The 20,811-nt window shown below is 44.4% G+C and carries 13 protein-coding genes and 4 rRNA genes; 9 read left to right on the top strand and 8 right to left on the bottom strand.

What is annotated here, in order from left to right:
* Nucleotides 1-196: 196 nt before the first annotated feature.
* The 9 genes from JJQ94_RS10155 to JJQ94_RS10115 all read left to right on the top strand — a co-directional run bounded on the left by JJQ94_RS10155 (nucleotide 197) and on the right by JJQ94_RS10115 (nucleotide 9,118).
* On the top strand, nucleotides 197-562 hold the full coding sequence (locus tag JJQ94_RS10155; protein ID WP_010378318.1) for a PilZ domain-containing protein: 366 nt from the start codon (nucleotides 197-199) through the stop codon (nucleotides 560-562).
* 44 nt (nucleotides 563-606) lie between these two features.
* Nucleotides 607-1,011, top strand: coding sequence for a DUF350 domain-containing protein (locus JJQ94_RS10150; protein ID WP_010378315.1), 405 nt, complete (start codon nucleotides 607-609; stop codon nucleotides 1,009-1,011).
* A gap of 9 nt (nucleotides 1,012-1,020) precedes the next feature.
* Nucleotides 1,021-1,617 carry a DUF1190 domain-containing protein gene (locus JJQ94_RS10145; protein ID WP_099031759.1) on the top strand — a complete coding sequence of 199 codons (597 nt, stop codon included), beginning with the start codon at nucleotides 1,021-1,023 and terminating at the stop codon, nucleotides 1,615-1,617.
* A gap of 113 nt (nucleotides 1,618-1,730) precedes the next feature.
* Nucleotides 1,731-2,900, top strand: coding sequence for a glutathionylspermidine synthase family protein (locus tag JJQ94_RS10140; RefSeq protein ID WP_099031758.1), 1,170 nt, complete (start codon nucleotides 1,731-1,733; stop codon nucleotides 2,898-2,900).
* Between the two features lie 366 nt (nucleotides 2,901-3,266).
* On the top strand, nucleotides 3,267-5,237 hold the full coding sequence (locus tag JJQ94_RS10135; RefSeq protein WP_099031757.1) for an FAD-dependent L-amino acid oxidase: 1,971 nt from the start codon (nucleotides 3,267-3,269) through the stop codon (nucleotides 5,235-5,237).
* A 227-nt stretch (nucleotides 5,238-5,464) separates the two neighbouring features.
* Nucleotides 5,465-6,163, top strand: a complete 699-nt coding sequence (locus JJQ94_RS10130; protein ID WP_099031756.1) for a spondin domain-containing protein — start codon at nucleotides 5,465-5,467, stop codon at nucleotides 6,161-6,163.
* 9 nt (nucleotides 6,164-6,172) lie between these two features.
* Nucleotides 6,173-6,880 (top strand): spondin domain-containing protein, encoded by a 708-nt coding sequence (locus tag JJQ94_RS10125; protein WP_099031755.1) that lies wholly within the window; start codon nucleotides 6,173-6,175, stop codon nucleotides 6,878-6,880.
* Between the two features lie 52 nt (nucleotides 6,881-6,932).
* Entirely contained in the window at nucleotides 6,933-7,664 is a 732-nt protein-coding gene (locus JJQ94_RS10120; protein WP_099031754.1) for a response regulator transcription factor, read from the top strand.
* Entirely contained in the window at nucleotides 7,661-9,118 is a 1,458-nt protein-coding gene (locus JJQ94_RS10115; RefSeq protein WP_099031753.1) for a sensor histidine kinase, read from the top strand. The genes JJQ94_RS10120 and JJQ94_RS10115 overlap by 4 nt, the downstream gene beginning before the upstream one ends.
* Before the next feature lie 332 nt (nucleotides 9,119-9,450).
* Here JJQ94_RS10115 and rrf (JJQ94_RS10110) read toward each other — a convergent pair.
* The 8 genes from rrf (JJQ94_RS10110) to JJQ94_RS10075 all read right to left on the bottom strand — a co-directional run bounded on the left by rrf (JJQ94_RS10110) (nucleotide 9,451) and on the right by JJQ94_RS10075 (nucleotide 20,805).
* Nucleotides 9,451-9,564: ribosomal RNA gene (gene rrf, locus JJQ94_RS10110) — 5S ribosomal RNA — on the bottom strand.
* Between the two features lie 39 nt (nucleotides 9,565-9,603).
* Nucleotides 9,604-9,717 (bottom strand): 5S ribosomal RNA (gene rrf / locus JJQ94_RS10105).
* Nucleotides 9,718-9,833: 116 nt separating this feature from the next.
* Nucleotides 9,834-12,717 (bottom strand): 23S ribosomal RNA (locus tag JJQ94_RS10100).
* A gap of 267 nt (nucleotides 12,718-12,984) precedes the next feature.
* Nucleotides 12,985-14,517: ribosomal RNA gene (locus JJQ94_RS10095) — 16S ribosomal RNA — on the bottom strand.
* Together the 16S, 23S and 5S rRNA genes form the textbook arrangement of a ribosomal RNA operon.
* 668 nt (nucleotides 14,518-15,185) lie before the next feature.
* Nucleotides 15,186-16,043, bottom strand: a complete 858-nt coding sequence (locus JJQ94_RS10090; protein ID WP_099030901.1) for a tetratricopeptide repeat protein — start codon at nucleotides 16,041-16,043, stop codon at nucleotides 15,186-15,188.
* A gap of 78 nt (nucleotides 16,044-16,121) precedes the next feature.
* Complete coding sequence (locus JJQ94_RS10085) at nucleotides 16,122-18,044, bottom strand: DNA topoisomerase III (RefSeq protein ID WP_099030900.1); 1,923 nt, start codon at nucleotides 18,042-18,044, stop codon at nucleotides 16,122-16,124.
* Nucleotides 18,045-18,147: 103 nt separating this feature from the next.
* The gene (locus JJQ94_RS10080; RefSeq protein WP_099030899.1) at nucleotides 18,148-20,262 is read right to left on the bottom strand and encodes a methyl-accepting chemotaxis protein; all 2,115 of its coding nucleotides are present in this window, start codon (nucleotides 20,260-20,262) and stop codon (nucleotides 18,148-18,150) included.
* Between the two features lie 216 nt (nucleotides 20,263-20,478).
* Nucleotides 20,479-20,805: a Na+/H+ antiporter subunit G gene (locus tag JJQ94_RS10075; RefSeq protein WP_010370840.1), complete on the bottom strand. Its 327-nt coding sequence runs from the start codon at nucleotides 20,803-20,805 to the stop codon at nucleotides 20,479-20,481.
* Between the last annotated feature and the right edge of the window lie 6 nt (nucleotides 20,806-20,811).

Here is a 20,811-nt window from a genome sequence, read left to right as displayed (position 1 = left end):
AATATGAGGCTCCCCGTTGGGAGCCTTTTTTATTTTTTAATACCTGCTTAGCTTTCTTCATGCCGTACTGTGGAGGCAAGTCGCAAATAAAATTGCAGTGGCAATTCCATCCAAGCGGCGTAATTTATTGTCATTTTTAGTAGCGAGCACAATGATATAAGCTATTCTTTACCTATACGGACTATTAGGATCAGCAATGAAAGAACGTCGACGTTTTTCCAGAGTTATTTTTTCAAACGAGGCACAGTTTATGGCCTCAAGCGGTGATTTTAGCTGCGAAATCTTGGATTTATCGCTCAATGGCGCACTGCTTACGCTACCCGACGGCTATGTACCACTTAAAAATGACCCTGCAAGTTTAAACTTTTATTTACCAGGGAGCGATATCCAAATTACGATGGAAGTGGAAGTTCGTCATGTTGAAGAAGGTCATTTAGGCGTACATTGCCGCCAAATCGATCTCGATAGTGTGACGCATTTAAAACGTCTTATTGAACTTAACCTTGGAGATGATGATATACTACATCGCGAGCTGGAACAGCTCACCTATGATGATGATTAATATCTATCGGATTTCAAATTCGATGCTATAACAAAGAGAAAATTATGATTTTGGATTCTTTACAAGGATTTGTCCCTTTTATTTCCTACTTCGGCCTTGCCTACTTACTTACCTTAGTCTTTTTATTTATTTACTCCAAAGTTACCCCTTATTGTGAGTGGAAACTAGTTAAAGAAAACAACCCTGCTGCTGCAACTGCGTTTTGCGGTACCTTAATTGGTTTTGTCTTGCCTATCGCCAGTGCCGCAGTCAATGCGGTATCTCTTATCGATTTTGCCGTTTGGGGGGTTATTGCAGGAGTAATGCAGTTAATTACCTTCTTTATGGTAAGGCTGTATATGCCAAAGCTATCTGAGAAAATCGAAAATAATCACATCAGCGCAGGTTTGTTTTTAGGTGGTGCCTCGCTTGCGACCGGAATTTTGAATGCCGCTTGCATGACCTATTAAGGAGTCAAGATGAAAAGGAGTAGAACAATCAAATTGACTTTATTAATGGGGGCCACAGGAGGGTTGACTGCATGTGGTGATAGCGACGAATCAGCGTTACTTTTTAAAGACGTTGACGAATGTACATCATTCGGCATTGAAGAAGAAGCATGCCAGTTTCAATACCAACAAGCACTCGATAGCCATCGCCAAGAAGCCCCAAAATATGCCTCAGAGCAGCTATGCGAAAGCGACTTTGGCTTTGATCGCTGTGAAAATTCGAGTGGTGGGATCTGGCGTCCGATTATGGCGGGCTTTATGGTTGCTGCGCTTGCAGAAGCAGTAGACGAAGGCCTAGACATGATGAAAAAGCGCAAAAAGAAGAAAGCGGCTTACTTAAGCGGCACTTACTATTCTGGCGCTAAACCGCTGTATCGCTCTCGTGATGACTTCTTTAGCTACCGAAATGCGCAAAATGGGTTTGTCGCATCTGCAAAGTCTTCGGGTACAACGTCGGTCAAAAGCTCAACCATCAATTACAAGCCGCGTGCCAGCTCAGTATCACGCAGTCGCGGTGGATTTGGTCGTAGTGCTACTCGTAGTAGTGGTGGCAGTTGGGGCAGCTAAGCCAACCATCGCTTGATAAAAGATAAGCCGAGGTCCACTCGGCTTTTTATTACGTACTCTGTAGTTTCCACAGTATCTATGCAATTGATATAAGACGGATCGATTTTACACTTATGTTAAGAATTTCTATTGATGAACGCCCACACTGGCGTGAACAAGCAAAAGCCCACGGCTTTGAATTTCATACTATGTATGGTGAAAAGTATTGGGACGAAAGTGCATATTATCAATTTACGTTAAAACAAATTGAGCAAGACTTGGAAGACCCAAGTGATGAACTCCACCAAATGCTCTTACACCTTGTCGATTTAGTGTGTAATGACGAGTCACTTCTGCAACGGTTTGCTATTCCTGAGTCTCAATGGGAATTAGTGACTCGCTCATGGCGTCGTCGAGACCAAGCGCTCTATGGTCGCTTTGATTTTAGTTACGATGGTAAGTCACCAGCCAAGCTGCTGGAGGCCAATTACGACACGCCCACCAGCTTATTCGAAACAGGTTACTGGCAGTGGCTATGGCTTGAAGAACAGGTAAAAGCCGGTAAGTTACCGCGTAATGCGGATCAATTTAATGGCCTTCAAGAAGCACTGATAGAGCGTTTTTATCAACTGCATAAATTCCACCGAGGTGCTCCCCTACACTTTTCTTGCTGCAAAGAAAGCATTGAGGACTTGGGCACCATTCAATATATGCGCAGCTGCGCGATGGAAGCTGGACTCAAAACGAAACAAGTTTTTATCGAAGATATCGGATTTGATGACCAGCACTTTGTCGACCTTGATGACCGAAAAATCCAATGGATGTTTAAGCTATACCCGTGGGAATTTATGTTTCAAGATGAATATAGTGAACAATTATCAGAAGCAAAAGTGCAATGGCTAGAGCCTGCTTGGAAAGCGATTTTATCTAATAAAGCAATCTTACCTTTGCTATGGCAAACCTTTCCCAATCACCCAAATCTGTTACCGGCATACTTTGAACAGGACAAGCATAAAGTTGCAAGCAGCGAGTCCGGCTATGTGAAGAAGCCGCTATTTTCTCGTGAAGGCGCGAATATTGAGATCCGAAAAGATCAACAACTGCTTGCACAGTCTGCTGGTGGATATGGCGAAGAAGGCTATATTTATCAAGCTTACTCACCTTTACCCAAATTTGCAGGCTTCAATACGCTCATCGGCTCATGGATTGTCGGTGATAAAGCAGTTGGAGTTGGTGTTCGTGAAGATAAAAGTCTGATCACCCAAGATCTTAGCCGTTTCTTACCCCATATCATTGTTGGCTAAATTCACCGGTTCCCCTAAATAAGGTAGTCTGTATGGAGCAAATGTATTCCATCCCTCAAATTAGTGTTCAGCCGAGAATAAAAGCTTATTAAATTCATGCCATTCGTACTTTTTAGACAAACATTTGGCATAACCTGCCACAAAAATTAACACAAACTTAACCAGTGTACTAAAGTAGTATCTGGGTTTTGCATCAGGCTGAGAAAGCAATACTTGGCTTGTTGCAACAAATTTTTGGAAAGTGCACTCAACAGGTTGGAGTGCATAGATACGTTAAAGATCACTTAGCGAGCTAGGAAGTAATACCAACTGGTATAAAAGCAGTCAGCCTCAAAAGTGTGAGACATAGTCGACTAAGGAACTCACATGACTCACTACAAAATAGGTACAGATATTAGTCAAAAACCCATTCCAGACGCGGTGAAAGTCGCTGTGATAGGGGCTGGTATGTCTGGTTTGTATAGCGCTTGGCGATTACAGTGCGAAACAGACGTTGATGACTTCGCCATTTTTGAGCGCAGCAACCGCACAGGTGGAAGATTGGACTCAGATCTTATCCATTTTAGAGATAACCGCGCAGGAGCAAAGCCTGACAGCACCATTACAGTCAAAGAAGAACAAGGTGGTATGCGGTTTCTATTTGAGGGTATGGATGACCTAATGGCCCTCTTTCTAAAATTGGGCCTAGAAGATCAGATAGTCCCTTTCCCTATGAATAGCGACGGCAATAACCGCCTCTACTTTCGCGGTACCAGCTTTTCGGTAAACGATGCCGAGCAAGACGACTATCATATTTGGTCAGCACTTTATAACCTCGAGCCAAACGAACAAAGCGTTAATCCCAAAGACATTATTAATGTTGTTTTTAATCGTATCTTGCAAGTGAATCCACAGTTCGATTCAAGGCCTGAGGTTCGCGGTCCAGAGTTTTGGCAGGATTTCCGCCTGCAATGTCAATGGCAGGGTGAGTCACTATATAATTGGTCTTTGTGGGATTTACTCACTGATATGGGTTATAGCCAAGAATGTATCACCATGCTGTATCGTGTTTTGGGCTTTAATGGCACATTCTTATCGAAAATGAATGCGGGTGTCGCCTATCAGCTTTTGGAAGACTTTCCTGCAGATGTCGAATTTAGAACCTTTAAAGACGGCTTTAGCACCCTACCAAACGCGCTGGTGGATAAAATAGGCAAAGAGAAGATTTACCTGCAAACGAGCATCGATAGCATCGCCTTTGATAAAGCAGACAATCTATATGTACTTAAGTACACCAAAACTGAGCAGGACGGACAGGTAAGTGAAGGAACATTTAAAGCCGAAAAGCTTATTTTAGGGCTACCAAGGCTCTCGCTTGAAAAGTTGTTCATAGCGTCAGATGTATTCAAACAACTACCAAAGCATCGGCGCGATGCGTTATGGGATACATTGCAAAGCACAAGCAACCAACCGCTCCTGAAGATTAATTTATACTACGACACCGCATGGTGGGGAACCGGTATGACAGGCCGTCCAGCTGTCAGCTTTGGACCCAACTTTGCCGATTTACCAACGGGTTCTGTTTATCCCTTTTATGCTTTAGATGATGAACTCGCAGCCGCCCTTATGTATAACGAACGTCATGCCGAGCCTAACTCAGAAACCCAACACAAACTCGAAGGGATAGAAGCAGCTAAATACAGTCGCCCAGCAGCACTGACTATTTACTGTGATTATTTAAATATTAATTTTTGGAGTGCACTGCAAAACAAAGGTGAGCTTTATCATCACCCTCGTGAGTCAGAACTCGTTGAATCTATTCCCAGTGATATTTTTCCAGCTTCAGAAGCGGTTGTACGACAAGCGACACAATTCTTTAAAGACATTTTTAATACACATTATGTCCCACAGCCCACCGTCACTAGCGCTCGAATTTGGGAAGGGAATGTGAATTTCAATGTCCCTGAAAATCTTCAATTTGGTTTTGGTGTACATCAATGGGCGATTGGTGCAAATGATAAAGACGTCATCGAAGATTTAGTGGAGCCGTTGCCAAATCTATTTACCTGCGGTGAAGCCTACTCTGATTATCAGGGCTGGGTAGAAGGCGCGTTACGTTCGACAGATTTAGTGCTACAAAAAGGGTTTGGTTTAGCGCCGCTAAGTGAAGTCTTTGAAACAGACCAAGGCTGTAGCTCGTCAGAAGCGATACAAATCGCCTATCGGAAAATTGCTAATGAAATGATTATGGAATATATCGATCCTAACTTTTCGCCAAATACTAAAGACAAAGTACCGCCTGCTGAAGTTAATAGTACTCTTGGCGTACACCTAAGTTATTTTGATAAGCCCTCGTAACGAGGAGTTTTTTACTCCTATTAGTCCCACCTTGCAGAACTAATTGATAGTTCTCGATCAACTAGAACCGTTCCGGCGTATTTAAAGTTAACCCAAGCTCCGCTGATCTGAGCCCTGTGATAAGTATTCTACGGTTTTGTGATAAAAACGTGATAACTCCGTGAGCCTATCTCAATATCTTGCAGCCATGATAAGGAGACTGTTAATCCTAATAAGAAGAGTACATCATGAAAGCAAAAATCCTGACCCCCCTAGTCGCAACGTGTTTATCTAGCGCTGCGCTGGCACAAGACCTTGAAGTAAAAATCTCTAACCTCACTCACGGTATTTACTATACGCCTTTACTGGTGGCTGCTCATAATCAAGATACCGCTCTTTTTAAACTCGGTGAGCAAGCTTCTGAAGCATTGCAAGCGATGGCCGAAGGCGGTGACATTTCAGCTTTAGGACAAACCCTCGAAAGCTCAAACGCCAATATGGTCGCCAACCCAGCTGAGGGGCTACTTGCACCCGGAGGCTCTACAATGGCCATGATATCAACCAGTGAGGGAAATACGCATCTTTCAATTGTGGCGATGCTACTCCCTACCAATGATGGATTTGTAGGATTAAATGCTTGGCCTATTCCAAGCGCTGCTGGCACCTATGAAGTTTACCTTAATGCCTATGACGCAGGAACTGAAGCTAACAATGAACTGGTTGTCGAAGGCTCTGGTGCAACTGGTGTTTTAGGGATCCCAGCATCACCAGGTGTTGCTCCTGGAACCCAAGGGGCTGGTGTCACCGCAAGTGAAGAAAACACCATGGTCCATATTCACAGAGGCAACGTAGGCGACGCTGAGCAAGTCGGCGGTAATAGCGATCTACATAACACAGTGCACCGTTGGTTAAATCCTGTGGCTAAAGTAACAGTAACCGTAAAATAAGGGGGAGCTATGAAAGCGAAATTAGCATTAATTGCCATGTCTACGCTCCTGCTCAGTGCATGTGGAGACAATGACAATAATATGGTGATGCCAGAGCCGCCCGTTGAGCCAGAGCCGGTTGAGTATGAGTTTGCCGTCACCATCACTAATCTTACACATGCACAGCCTATGTCACCAATTGCAGTGCTGCTTCACCAGTCTGGTCATTACTTTACTGTTGGTATGCCTGCAAGTGAAGCATTAGAGCAACTTGCAGAAGGCGGAAGTAACAGTGACATACTAGCCGACGAGATGACACAAGCATCCATCTCAACGGATGGACCTTTAGGTCCTGGTGCGACAACCAACCTTTCCATCAAAACCACAGATCTAGCAGAGCTTAAATTATCGCTATTAACCATGATGGTGAATACCAATGATGGATTCTCCGGTCTAAATGCTATAGACGTCTCTGCACTGCCCGTAGGCGGGATGCAAATGTATCGGACACTTGCCTACGATGCTGGCACTGAGCTGAATAGCGAAGCTGTGGGAACCATACCTGGTCCAGCAGATAGTGGTGAGGGCTTTAACGCAGAGCGCAACGATAATCACAACATGGTGACGATGCACAGTGGTGTGGTTGGTAGTGATGATGGACTCCAAAGTTCAACCCTCACTAGTATCCATAAATTTGATAACCCGCTGCTTGCAGTCACTATCGAGAGAGTTAAATAGCCTATGTGCAAACGCCTGCCATAGGCGTTTGCGCTTTAATAAAGGGCTATTTATGTTAGAAAACGTGTTGCTAGTTGAAGATGACTTAGACATAGCGAGATTACTCCAAGTGCATTTAGAAGAGTTAGCTTTAGAGGTAACACATGTTGCCGACGGCAGCCAAGTATTGTCGGTTGCCAAAGCGAACGATTTTGCAGTGATTTTACTGGATTTAATGCTACCCAATATGGATGGACTAACCCTTTGTCGAGAGCTTAAGGCGCTTTACCCTATGAGTAGTGTCATCATCGTCACCTCAAAAAGTAGCGATATCGATAGGATCATTGGACTTGAAGTTGGTGCGGACGACTATATATGCAAGCCTTTTAATACGAGAGAATTGCAAGCAAGAGTAAAAGCGCAGCTACGCCATGTCAGGCAACTTAAGCAACCAATGCAGACTGAAAATACGGACTTCCCAAGCGATAAAATTGCAGTTGGAAACCTAGTTATCGATGCCTGTTGTCATGAAATTTCGTTGGCTAATGTTAGATTAGACCTTACCGCAACCGAATTTGAACTGCTACAGTTTTTTGCTAAACACCCAAATCATGTGTTTTCTCGAACCCAGTTATTAGAGTCAGTATGGGGCTACCAACACTCAGGATACGAGCATACCGTTAACTCCCATATTAATCGTCTGAGGGCAAAGCTTGAAGCTATTTCAAATAATACGGTGATAGAAACAGTATGGGGTGTTGGTTACAAATTAAATTCAGCCTCTCTTAGCGGGCAAAGCGTATGAAGCTCTCACTCTACAAAAAACTCGCACTGACCTTATTTGTCACTTTCGTTGTCATTGCAGCGATTTTTGTGTGGTGGACTCAAGCGCTATCTCAAGTCTCTAAATCTCAAGCAGAACAACAATTACACCTCGCACTTGCGGCCCATCTTGTTGACGATAATCCCCTGATAAAAGAGGGAGTGTACGACTATGACGGTTTGAGTAATCTATTTCACACCTTGATGATCTTAGGCCCCTCATTTGAGTTTTACTTTGTCTCTCCTGAAGGTAAGCTATTAACTTACTCTGCCGCCCCTGGAGAGGTTAAACGTCAGCAAATTGATGTTACCCCGTTAAAAAAACTCCTAAAGAGCGATAGCCAACTACCTGTATTTGGTGACGATCCTAGGAGCGTTGACGGCAGTAAAATTTTCTCTGTGGCCCCTGTATTTAATCAAGATATTTTGCAGGGTTATCTATATATCATCATCGGCTCGTCAAAATACGATAGTATTATTGAGCAACTAAAAAATTCAGACAAGGTGATGCTTGGGGTAAGTTGGTTATTAGGCACTTTGTTCTTTTTACTGATTGTCGTCCTGCTACTGCTTAATAAAATCACCAAGCCTGTGTCCAGACTGACTCAATATATAGATCAAGTCAGCCAAAACCATTTTAATATTAGTCGTGATGCCCAAATAAATTGGCCTGAAGAACATGATGAGATCCATCAGCTGGGTCGCAGCGTCAATGCTATGCTGGATAAAATTCAGCAGCAATTAACCACACTTAACCTCAAAGATGAACAACGTAAAGAACTACTTTCACAGCTAAGCCACGATCTCCGCACACCACTTTCCTCGCTTAAAGGTTACATTGAACTGATAGAAAAACAAACGAGTGACAAAAATATCATTTCGCACATCGAAATTGCCAGCAAAAATATAAATCAGCTCAATCATCTTATCGCACAAATTTTTGAACTCGCCCACCTAGAAGCAGGACATACCAAACTTCATATTGAACCCTTTAATCTACTTGAACTTATGTATGACGTTGCGGCTAAATTTACATTGCAGGCTAAACAGCGCGGAATAACCATCTCAATAAGCCCGAAAGCAAGCGAAGTTAGTGTACACAGTGATATCGGGAAATTAGACAGGATCCTATCAAACCTCATCGATAACGCTATCAGACATACTGATGCTGGTGGCAAAATACAGCTCACATTACAGCAGCAACAAGATATTGCTTTAGTGAGTGTTAATGATACTGGCATTGGGATAAGCGCCACTGATCTTCCCTATATATTCGACGCTAGCTTTCAGGCCAAAAATAGCCTAAGTAACCGCAAACACAATGCAGGGCTTGGCCTTGCTATCACAAACGAGCTCGTTAAATTATTAAAAGGAAACATTAGCGTATCAAGCAAGCTAAACCAAGGTTGTAAATTTACAATTTCACTGCCGCTTTGATTGGCTAACTCTCCTTCTTTAGGTACCTAAAAGGAAGTAGCATATTCTAGACGTATAGATATACAAATCGGTGGATAAACCACCTCCTACCATATTGCACTTTGCTTATGCTGTGGTGAGAGCGAGATTATCTCGCGAAAGTGATCACTTTGTAGATTGGGAAAGCCTTCAGCGTTTTCGACTTGGATGTGTATGCACACAAGTCGGCGGGTAAACCGCCTACTAAGCTGCAATGTGCTTATGCTGTGGTGGGAGCGAGTTTATCTCGCGATGTATTGAACCCAAAATACAAAAAACCCGCTACATTACTATAGCGGGTTTCTTTAATTAGGCCCTGACGATGTTCTACTTTCACATGGGTAATCCACACTATCATCGACGCTGTTTTGTTTCACTTCTGAGTTCGGCATGGGGTCAGGTGGTTCCAAAACGCTATAGTCATCAGGAAAATACTGTTTTAGTTTTTATTTTTATATTAAATTTGGCCCTGGCGATGTTCTACTTTCACATGGGTAATCCACACTATCATCGACGCTGTTTTGTTTCACTTCTGAGTTCGGCATGGGGTCAGGTGGGTCCAAAACGCTATAGTCACCAGGAAATTCTGTTCATCAACGAAGTCTCCCTCATCAATGTAAATCCGGAAAAAGCTTATTAAATTCTTTTGTCTACTTTAGTCTATTAACTTCTGTCGCTTAAACCACTTTGGCGTTGTATGGTTAAGCCTCACGGGTAATTAGTACGAGTTAGCTTAATGCCTCACAGCACTTCCACATCTCGCCTATCAACGTTGTAGTCTTCAACGGCCCTTCAGTTGACTCTAAGTCAAAGTGAGAACTCATCTCGAGGCCTGCTTCCCGCTTAGATGCTTTCAGCGGTTATCAGTTCCGAACGTAGCTACCGGGCAATGCAATTGGCATCACAACCCGAACACCAGCGGTTCGTCCACTCCGGTCCTCTCGTACTAGGAGCAGCCCCTCTCAATTCTCAAACGCCCACGGCAGATAGGGACCGAACTGTCTCACGACGTTCTAAACCCAGCTCGCGTACCACTTTAAATGGCGAACAGCCATACCCTTGGGACCGACTTCAGCCCCAGGATGTGATGAGCCGACATCGAGGTGCCAAACACCGCCGTCGATATGAACTCTTGGGCGGTATCAGCCTGTTATCCCCGGAGTACCTTTTATCCGTTGAGCGATGGCCCTTCCATTCAGAACCACCGGATCACTATGACCTACTTTCGTACCTGCTCGACGTGTCTGTCTCGCAGTTAAGCTTGCTTCTACCATTACACTAACCGTACGATGTCCGACCGTACTTAGCAAACCTTCGTGCTCCTCCGTTACTCTTTGGGAGGAGACCGCCCCAGTCAAACTACCCACCAGGCACTGTCCTCAACCCCGATTCAGGGGCCTAAGTTAGAACATCAACACTACAAGGGTGGTATTTCAAGGTCGGCTCCACAGAAACTAGCGTCTCTGCTTCAAAGCCTCCCACCTATCCTACACATGTAGGGTCAATGTTCAGTGCCAAGCTGTAGTAAAGGTTCACGGGGTCTTTCCGTCTAGCCGCGGGTACACAGCATCTTCACTGCGATTTCAATTTCACTGAGTCTCGGGTGGAGACAGCGTGGCCATGGTTACACCATTCGTGCAGGTCGGAACTTACCCGACAAGGAATTTCGCTACCTTAGGACCGTTATAGTTACGGCCGCCGTTTACCGGGGCTTCGATCAAGAGCTTCGCCTAAGCTAACCCCATCAATTAACCTTCCGGCACCGGGCAGGTGTCACACCGTATACGTCATCTTACGATTTTGCACAGTGCTGTGTTTTTAATAAACAGTCCCAGCCACCTGGTCACTGCGGCTCTCGTTTGCTTACAGAGCAAGTCCTTCACAAACAAGAGCGTACCTTCTCCCGAAGTTACGGTACAATTTTGCCTAGTTCCTTCACCCGAGTTCTCTCAAGCGCCTTAGTATTCTCTACCTGACCACCTGTGTCGGTTTAGGGTACGATTCAGTATGAACTGAAGCTTAGAGGCTTTTCCTGGAAGTAGGGCATCAACAACTTCACCACCTTAGTGGCTCGTCTCGACTCTCAGCCTTGGCAACCCGGATTTTCCTAAGTCACCAGCCTACAGCCTTTCACATGGACAACCAACGCCATGCTTGCCTAGCCTGCTCCGTCCCCCCATCGCATTCATACCGAGTACGGGAATATTAACCCGTTTCCCATCGACTACGCTCTTCAGCCTCGCCTTAGGGGTCGACTCACCCTACCCTGATTAACATGGGATAGGAACCCTTGGTCTTCCGGCGGAGGAGTTTTTCACTCCTCTTGTCGTTACTCATGTCAGCATTCGCACTTCTGATATGTCCAGCATGCCTCCCGGCACACCTTCAGCCACTTACAGAACGCTCCCCTACCCCGCGAACTAAGTTCGCAGCCGTAGCTTCGGTGGTATGTTTAGCCCCGTTACATCTTCCGCGCAGGCCGACTCGACTAGTGAGCTATTACGCTTTCTTTAAAGGGTGGCTGCTTCTAAGCCAACCTCCTAGCTGTTTTAGCCTTCCCACATCGTTTCCCACTTAACATACACTTTGGGACCTTAGCTGACGGTCTGGGTTGTTTCCCTCTCCACGACGGACGTTAGCACCCGCCGTGTGTCTCCCGGATATTACTTTACGGTATTCGGAGTTTGCAAAGGGTTGGTAAGTCGGGATGACCCCCTAGCCTTAACAGTGCTCTACCCCCGTAAGTATTCGTCCGAGGCTCTACCTAAATAGATTTCGGGGAGAACCAGCTATCTCCCGGTTTGATTAGCCTTTCACTCCTAGCCACAGGTCATCCCCTAACTTTTCAACGTTAGTGGGTTCGGTCCTCCAGTTGATGTTACTCAACCTTCAACCTGCCCATGGCTAGATCACCGGGTTTCGGGTCTATACCCTGCAACTTAAGCGCCCAGTTAAGACTCGCTTTCGCTACGGCTCCCCTAAATGGTTAACCTCGCTACAGAATATAAGTCGCTGACCCATTATACAAAAGGTACGCAGTCACCCAACAAGTAGGCTCCTACTGCTTGTACGTACACGGTTTCAGGTTCTATTTCACTCCCCTCACAGGGGTTCTTTTCGCCTTTCCCTCACGGTACTGGTTCACTATCGGTCAGTTGGGAGTATTTAGCCTTGGAGGATGGTCCCCCCATATTCAGTCAAAGTTTCACGTGCTCCGACCTACTCGATTTCACTTTAGATAAGTTTTTGTGTACGGGACTATCACCCTGTTTCGTCATGCTTTCCAACATGTTCCACTAACTACACTAAAGCTTAAGGGCTGGTCCGATTTCGCTCGCCGCTACTTTCGGAATCTCGGTTGATTTCTTTTCCTACGGGTACTTAGATGTTTCAGTTCTCCGCGTTCGCCTCGTTAACCTATGTATTCAGTTAACGATACCTGCAAGCAGGTGGGTTTCCCCATTCGGAAATCCTAGTCTCAAGCGCCTCTTACTGGCTTGACTAGGCTTATCGCAAGTTAGTACGTCCTTCATCGCCTCCAACTGCCAAGGCATCCACCGTGTACGCTTAGTCACTTAACCATACAACCCAAAATAGTTTTAAGTTGTACTGTCAAAGACAGTTTAACTTCGCCAGAAGTTAATATTGAATACTAAAGTAGACGCTAATTAATCATCAAAATGATTAATCGGCATTTTCTTTCGAAAACTCGATAAATAACTTTACGTTATCTATCAGAATTTAATTTTTCAGCTTTTCCAAATTTTTAAAGAGCAATATCACTTAGCCATCAGGCCAAGCAACAATCATCTGTGTGGACACTTCGAACAAATAAGTTCTAAATCGTATAAGGAGGTGATCCAGCCCCAGGTTCCCCTAGGGCTACCTTGTTACGACTTCACCCCAGTCATGAATCACTCCGTGGTGAACGTCCTCCCGAAGGTTAGACTATCCACTTCTGGAGCAACCCACTCCCATGGTGTGACGGGCGGTGTGTACAAGGCCCGGGAACGTATTCACCGCAACATTCTGATTTGCGATTACTAGCGATTCCGACTTCATGGAGTCGAGTTGCAGACTCCAATCCGGACTACGACAGGCTTTAAGGGATTCGCTCACTATCGCTAGCTCGCTGCTCTCTGTACCTGCCATTGTAGCACGTGTGTAGCCCTACACGTAAGGGCCATGATGACTTGACGTCGTCCCCACCTTCCTCCGGTTTATCACCGGCAGTCTCCTTAGAGTTCCCGACCGAATCGCTGGCAACTAAGGATAGGGGTTGCGCTCGTTGCGGGACTTAACCCAACATCTCACAACACGAGCTGACGACAGCCATGCAGCACCTGTATCAGAGCTCCCGAAGGCACCAAACCATCTCTGGTAAGTTCTCTGTATGTCAAGTGTAGGTAAGGTTCTTCGCGTTGCATCGAATTAAACCACATGCTCCACCGCTTGTGCGGGCCCCCGTCAATTCATTTGAGTTTTAACCTTGCGGCCGTACTCCCCAGGCGGTCTACTTAATGCGTTAGCTTTGGAAAAGTTGTCCGAAGACCCCAGCTCCTAGTAGACATCGTTTACGGCGTGGACTACCAGGGTATCTAATCCTGTTTGCTCCCCACGCTTTCGTACATGAGCGTCAGTGTTGACCCAGGTGGCTGCCTTCGCCATCGGTATTCCTTCAGATCTCTACGCATTTCACCGCTACACCTGAAATTCTACCACCCTCTATCACACTCTAGTTTGCCAGTTCGAAATGCAGTTCCCAGGTTAAGCCCGGGGCTTTCACATCTCGCTTAACAAACCGCCTGCGTACGCTTTACGCCCAGTAATTCCGATTAACGCTCGCACCCTCCGTATTACCGCGGCTGCTGGCACGGAGTTAGCCGGTGCTTCTTCTGTCAGTAACGTCACAGCTAGCAGGTATTAACTACTAACCTTTCCTCCTGACTGAAAGTGCTTTACAACCCGAAGGCCTTCTTCACACACGCGGCATGGCTGCATCAGGCTTGCGCCCATTGTGCAATATTCCCCACTGCTGCCTCCCGTAGGAGTCTGGACCGTGTCTCAGTTCCAGTGTGGCTGATCATCCTCTCAAACCAGCTAGGGATCGTCGCCTTGGTGAGCCTTTACCTCACCAACTAGCTAATCCCACTTGGGCCAATCTAAAGGCGAGAGCCGAAGCCCCCTTTGGTCCGTAGACATTATGCGGTATTAGCCATCGTTTCCAATGGTTGTCCCCCACCTCAAGGCATGTTCCCAAGCATTACTCACCCGTCCGCCGCTCGTCATCTTCTAGCAAGCTAGAAATGTTACCGCTCGACTTGCATGTGTTAGGCCTGCCGCCAGCGTTCAATCTGAGCCATGATCAAACTCTTCAATTAAAAGTTTTTTCTGTCCCGAAGGACATGCTCAATGAATTCTGATTTTTGATATTCACCTAATAAAAGATGAGATATCGAATTGACTGTGCTGCAACAAGTAAACTTGTTGCTGTTGGTCACTCACTTTCCATTTAAGGAAAAAACATTGAGACTCTAAATTTGTTTGCGTCATCTAGCGAACTAGAATCTGCTGTTAGAACTCAATCTGTACGAGTGCCCACACAGATGATTGCTTCATATTTTTAAAGAACGTTTCGAAACATTTCGTTGTTTCGAGGGATGTGCATTCTAAGCATTCCCGATTTTTTGTCAACACTTAATTTTGAATCTCTTTAGAAGTTTCCCCCTAACCTCTCAAAGCTAAGTTTTACTTGACTACCAACTCGTTGGCTCATTGCTTTTCAGCGTTGCTCCCCGTGTCGGTGGATGCGCATTATAGGGAGATCCGATTTTAGTGCAACCCCTTTTTTCATTAAAACTTATAAAAAAGGTTCATTCGAACAGAAAACATACAAAACCACTTCAAAACCACATTAATGCAATATTTTCTTCATAAAACTGTCACCAGTTTTCGCGAAGGGATCATAAGTATTGATCAAATTTGGGAGGATGCAAGATACAGTTGAAGAAATTTTCACCTGTATCTTGATATTCAACTATCTACTCTTTTAGTAAAGAAGACTATATAGCTTTCGTCGATAAGCTGAAGCAACACTATCTCCATCAGGAAGCGAAGCGATAATATCTAAAAATCCCTTTTTGGCTTCACCATAGTTCATATCTTTCTTAAGCACCATAAGTAGGCTTGCCAATGCTTCTTCTTTTTTACCCACATCTAACTGAGCTTGAGCTAGCTGACAACGTAAGTCTAATGAATCAGGCTCCGCTTCCACCGCTTGCTCTAGACGCTTTACCTCTGGTGAATCTTGTGCAGCCGCAGCTTGCGCCAATTTAGCGACTAAATTGTGGTAATACGGGTCTCGCTGTTCTTCATTTACAGAATCTAATAACGCTTGAGCTTCATCAAATTTTTGAATTTGCATACAGATATCCGCGAACACCAACTTAATGCGAGTATTACTACTGTCAACGTCGTATGCCTTCTTCGCATAACCAAAGGCATTATTTAGATCGCCGCTTGCAAGGAATTGCTTCGCTTGATCAAGTAAAATAACTTCAGGTGATGGTAAATGCTCAGACAAAGCTTCTTTAATTTCTTCTTCTGTTTTTGCCCCTGCCAGCATATCTACTGGCGCACCACCTTTTAAAATCACAATCGTTGGCAAAGCTTGTAAACCAATTTGCTGAGCGAGTTGAGATGCCAGAGCTTGTTGGACATCACAATCAATAACGCCTATGGTTATATGCTCACTATAAGCTGCCGCGATCCCCTCCAATATTTGGTCTTGCTGAACACATTCAGGGTTTTGATTGCTATAAAAGGTCAGCAATAACACTTTCTCTGGATTTGGATCGGTTATTACTTGCTGAATGTTTTCAGGGGTTAGTTGGATTTTATTGCTCATATTCTATTTTCTGTCTGAGTAATTAATATGGTTGATATAGTGACACTATCTGAATTTACAACCAAGCCAATAAAACAATTATGCAGAGCTTGGCTTTCTCTTTCGAGTAAATTTCCCCTTTCTTGCTCCGCGTTTTTTAAATGCGGGTACAGGGACGCCTTTCAGTGCATTCGTATTGATAGATTGAGCGCTGTCAATAAATCCACCTAACTCATCACAAAGCGGTTGCATAAATTGATTATACGACGTTTCCTTATTGGCGATCTTTCCAAGCAATGACTCCCAGAGCGCAGTTCTGTCTGGTAATGAAAGTGACTCAGGTAGGGTTTGAATAAATGCTTTTCCCAGCGCCGTAGAATATATCGTCTTACCTTCTCGTCTAAGAAACTGCCGTCTAAACAAAAGCTCAATAATTCCGGCCCGCGTCGCCTCAGTGCCAAGCCCGTCAGTGTCTTTCAGTACCTTTTTGATAGATTGATCGGAAACAAACCGTGCAATACCTGTCATCGCACTTAATAAGGTAGCTTCAGTGTAATGCTTTGGCGGCTGAGTTTGTTTTTCTTTAACTTCACCTTTCTCGCACAAAAGTTGCTCTCCCACCTGTAACTCCGGCAATAGGCTTTCTTTTTCTACCTCATGACCTTTAAACAGTATCTTGAATCCTTGATCTGTTATTTGTTTCGCTTGTGCTTTGAATTGACCACCACTAATCTCCAACTCCACTTTAGTTTCATTGTAGCGGTAGGGATGAAAGAATTGCGCAAGGTACTGTACAGAAATGAGTTGATAGACCTGCAACTCTCTATGCCCAAGCTGAGCACTGCGAAGCTTTTTAGTCGTTGGAATGATGGCGTGATGCGCTTCTACCTTTTTATCATTCCAACACGCTCCTTTTAGATTCAAATCAGCTAACTTAATAAACTTACTTTCTATTCCCTGATTGTGCTTAGCAGCCGCAATGACTTGTTCTCTTTCAACAAAGTGTTCTTGTGGTAGATAACGGTTATCTGATCTAGGGTAAGTGATCAGTTTATGTTTCTCATAGAGTGCCTGACAAATATCCAACACTTGCTGAGCCGATAAACCGTAGCGCTTATTTGCGTCAATCTGCAAAGAAGAAAGGTTATAGGGTAGCGGCGGATTTATCTTTTTTGGTTTCGTTTCAACCTTATTTATTGCTGCTTGCTTTTGACTGATCCGATCCGCGACATTTTCAGCTAAGGCTTTAACCAGAACACGCCCATCTTCGTCCATATAGGGCTTACATGCTTCACTTGGTACCCACTTAGCTTCAAAAACACCCCAATTTGGTTTATTGATGTGTGCAATCACTTCATAAAATGGTTTCGATACAAAGTTCTCGATTTCTAGATCCCTTCTTACAACCAAGCCAAGTACCGGAGTTTGCACTCTGCCAACCGACAAAACGGTATTCACTCCCGCTTTTTGCCCAGCCAACGTAAATGCTCTGGTTAAATTCATCCCAAATAGCCAATCCGCTCTAGCTCTTGCAAGTGCAGATACACTTAAAGGAACAAATTCTTGATTAGAACGTGTCGAAGCCAATGCCTTTTTCACAGCTTGTGGGTTCAAATCACTGATCAACAAGCGTCGGATCGTTGCTCTTTTCCGGTCTGGCAAATTTACGAATTGAAATACTTCGTCCACGAGCAATTGCCCTTCTCTATCTGGATCTCCAGCATGGTAGATTTCATCAGCTTTTGTGAGTAACTTTTTTAAAGTGCTAAGCTGCTTTTTTGTTTTTGGCTTTGCTTTGAACTGCCATTGAGTAGGCACGATTGGTAGATCATGAAACTGCCATTTTTTGTATTTGGCGTCGTAGTCTTCAGGTTCAGCTTGTTCCAACAAGTGACCTATACACCAAGAAACCACATCACCATTCGCGACTTCTATATAACCATCTTGTTTTTTATGTGGTTTTGGTAAGACATCGGCGATTGCTCGACCTAAAGAGGGTTTTTCTGCGATATAGAGTTTCATGATTGGCTTAACTGTATATAGATACAGTTATCATAGTGAATTTTGACGAAAAACGCCATAGCTGCAAAGAGACTGTCTCCAGTCTCTTTGCAAACCAACAAACTTACGTTCTTAATAAATTAAGTTGCTTGTGTTTTTGTTCGACTATCAGCGTCATTGAACTGGCCGCTTGCTCTACTTCATCTGCGAACTTCGAAAGCTCAGCAGCGGCATCTGAAATGCCCGTTGTATTTGTATTAATTTCTTCGGTAACCATACTTTGCTCTTCCGCAGCCGTCGCAATTTGTGTTACTTCATTAGAAATGCTTGTCAGCTCAGCAACTAGGGTACTCATTAACCTAGCCGATTCTTGGCAATAACTTACTGCATCTTCACCTAACTGCACAGAGCTCTCAATGATCCGGCCTGAGTTCGCGACCTCACTCTGTAGGTTATCTATTAGTTTACTAATGTCGTCCGTCGAAGCCTGTGTTTTTGACGCCAAAGCTCGAACTTCGTCGGCAACAACCGCAAAGCCGCGCCCTTGCTCCCCCGCCCTTGCCGCTTCAATTGCTGCGTTTAAGGCCAGTAAATTAGTTTGCTCTGCAATGGCTCTGATCACTTCTAGTATTTTAGAAATATCATCACTGCGCTCAGATACCTTCACGACCGCTTGTTTTGCATCAATAACTTGATCCGCCATTGATTGCACCGTTTCGGTCGTTTTAATGATGCTTTGTTCGCTTTGCTGAACTTGATCAGCGGCCTGATTCGTACTTGCAGCCGCTTTTTCCGACGCCCGAGCCACCTCTGAAGCGGTTGCACTGAGTTCGTTAATTGCAGTAACTACGCTATCTATTTCTAAATGCTGATTAGCGACTTTGTTTTTGATGTTTATCGCGGCTTCTGTTGTTCGATGCGACTGCTCATAGGAAGATTCAGCAAGACCTTTTAGGTCATCAATCATCTTTCGTAGTTTATCAGTAAAGCGGTTAAAGCCATGTGCCAAGGCAATCAACTCAGCATGATGACTCACTTCTAGCTCATGCGTTAAATCGCCTTCGCTAGAAGCTAAGTTCTCTACCCGCTCCTGAATATGCGTAAGCGGGCCGATAATTGTGTTCACTAATACCACCGCAATGGCAATGCCAATAACAGCAATAACAATACCGATAATAAGCATCCAGCGGCCAACGGAGTTTGTCGACTCCTCCAGCTGGCTTTGCAGCGTTGTGGCAGAACTCAGTGCAATTGCCTTAGGTAGTTCGATTACAAGAGACCAAGTGGTATTTGGTAAGGCAATTTTAATCGGTACTGCTACGACTAAATCCTCACCAAGCTCCTTAATCCCAGAACCTGTGTGCAGCGATTTTAACACTTCAGCCCTATCTGACTTTGTCGACTCAGCAAGTGGGCGTGCTAGGTTCTTGTAGTGACTAGAACCTACAACAAGACCAAGCTCACTTAACAAGGTTACTTTAGCGGCTCCTGAGTAAAGCGAGTTAGAGAGCTCGTCAACCATGGTTTGGAAAATCGGCAAATTTACATCCACGCCCACCAAGCCTCTAAATTGACGATTGACCACGACCGGTGTGGTCAATGAGGTCATCAGCATTTTGTTGCCCGGAGAAATTTCATATAAATAGGGCTCCATGATGCAAGGCGCTATTTTATCTTTTGCGCACAAATACCACTCGGCTTCTCGTAGGCCAAACTCATTGATTGCGTCTGCGTATTTTTCTTCTGCTGACTCAACTTTTTGCTGCATCGGACCGTTAGCTTCTTGAGTAAAGTAGAGCTCTAAGGTACCAGCGCCCGGCACAGAGTGACTTGAACCACCTTGATTGCTGACATCATTACCATCGTAACCATTCGGTTCAAACTGTGCATACATAGAAGATACAAAGCGATTTTGCTTTAGCGCACCATTGACTATTTCTTGTACTTGTTCACGGCTCAGCGGATCCTGTGTGGCGGTATGAGATAGTACACCTGCCAAAGTGTAAGGAACACGATAGGCTTCATTAATAAAGCCAGCCACGCGTTGCCCATATTGATTACCTTTAGCGATAAGGCCTTGGGATATTTCATCATAAATCGCTTGTTGGACTCCTTCACTTTGCTTGGTATTTTCCGCTGCAAGGTGAAACCACATTGTTGTCACTAATATAACAACCAAACTCGTTACTAATGCTGTTACAAAGAATAAGAGTTTGTTTTTAATCGAAGCTTGTTTCATAACATTCCCAGTTTTTAGACTTAGTATGCAAACAAATTGCACTGCACCTTCATCATCAACTTGATAAAACGAGTGACCCCTATTTTTATCGGCGACTATGAAGTCTTTTTTAACTGTAGCAAAAAATTTAATAACGTACTGAAATTTATGATGCTTAGGCGAAGTATTTTGAGGAATAAATTATAAAGTGAAGGATAAAAAAATAGCGCCGAAGCACTATTTTTTTATCTTGTCTTTGCCAGTCGTCTTTTCATTGCTTGGCAAGCGGTGATGTATTGCTGACTTAATCAGCATATATCCAGAGATGGGGGCGGTGAGCAGCAAAAATATTGAAATCAAGATTTCCTTTACACTCACGCCATCAGTCGTGGTACTGAAATACACCATAGCCGAGGTCAATAAGCACGCCATGCCAAGCGTTGTCGCTTTTGTAGGGCCGTGGAGACGCATAAAAAAATCAGGCATTTTCACAAGGCCAATAGAGCCAATCAATACAAACGCACCACCTAACAGTAATAAAATGGAAATTATCCATTCTGACATATCGCT

The sequence above is a fragment of the Pseudoalteromonas sp. GCY genome (genome assembly GCF_016695175.1).
Taxonomy (GTDB): Bacteria; Pseudomonadota; Gammaproteobacteria; order Enterobacterales; family Alteromonadaceae; genus Pseudoalteromonas.
This window is presented reverse-complemented; position numbering and strand designations above follow the sequence as displayed.

Excerpts from the sequence above, each read along its gene's own strand:
- JJQ94_RS10140 (WP_099031758.1), top strand. The coding sequence starts at position 1,731 with ATGTTAAGAATTTCTATTGATGAACGCCCACACTGGCGTGAACAAGCA.
- JJQ94_RS10090 (WP_099030901.1), bottom strand. The coding sequence starts at position 16,043 with ATGAGCAATAAAATCCAACTAACCCCTGAAAACATTCAGCAAGTAATA.
- JJQ94_RS10120 (WP_099031754.1), top strand. The coding sequence starts at position 6,933 with ATGTTAGAAAACGTGTTGCTAGTTGAAGATGACTTAGACATAGCGAGA.
- JJQ94_RS10135 (WP_099031757.1), top strand. The coding sequence starts at position 3,267 with ATGACTCACTACAAAATAGGTACAGATATTAGTCAAAAACCCATTCCA.
- JJQ94_RS10155 (WP_010378318.1), top strand. The coding sequence starts at position 197 with ATGAAAGAACGTCGACGTTTTTCCAGAGTTATTTTTTCAAACGAGGCA.
- JJQ94_RS10075 (WP_010370840.1), bottom strand. The coding sequence starts at position 20,805 with ATGTCAGAATGGATAATTTCCATTTTATTACTGTTAGGTGGTGCGTTT.
- JJQ94_RS10125 (WP_099031755.1), top strand. The coding sequence starts at position 6,173 with ATGAAAGCGAAATTAGCATTAATTGCCATGTCTACGCTCCTGCTCAGT.
- JJQ94_RS10145 (WP_099031759.1), top strand. The coding sequence starts at position 1,021 with ATGAAAAGGAGTAGAACAATCAAATTGACTTTATTAATGGGGGCCACA.
- JJQ94_RS10080 (WP_099030899.1), bottom strand. The coding sequence starts at position 20,262 with ATGAAACAAGCTTCGATTAAAAACAAACTCTTATTCTTTGTAACAGCA.
- JJQ94_RS10150 (WP_010378315.1), top strand. The coding sequence starts at position 607 with ATGATTTTGGATTCTTTACAAGGATTTGTCCCTTTTATTTCCTACTTC.
- JJQ94_RS10130 (WP_099031756.1), top strand. The coding sequence starts at position 5,465 with ATGAAAGCAAAAATCCTGACCCCCCTAGTCGCAACGTGTTTATCTAGC.
- JJQ94_RS10115 (WP_099031753.1), top strand. The coding sequence starts at position 7,661 with ATGAAGCTCTCACTCTACAAAAAACTCGCACTGACCTTATTTGTCACT.
- JJQ94_RS10085 (WP_099030900.1), bottom strand. The coding sequence starts at position 18,044 with ATGAAACTCTATATCGCAGAAAAACCCTCTTTAGGTCGAGCAATCGCC.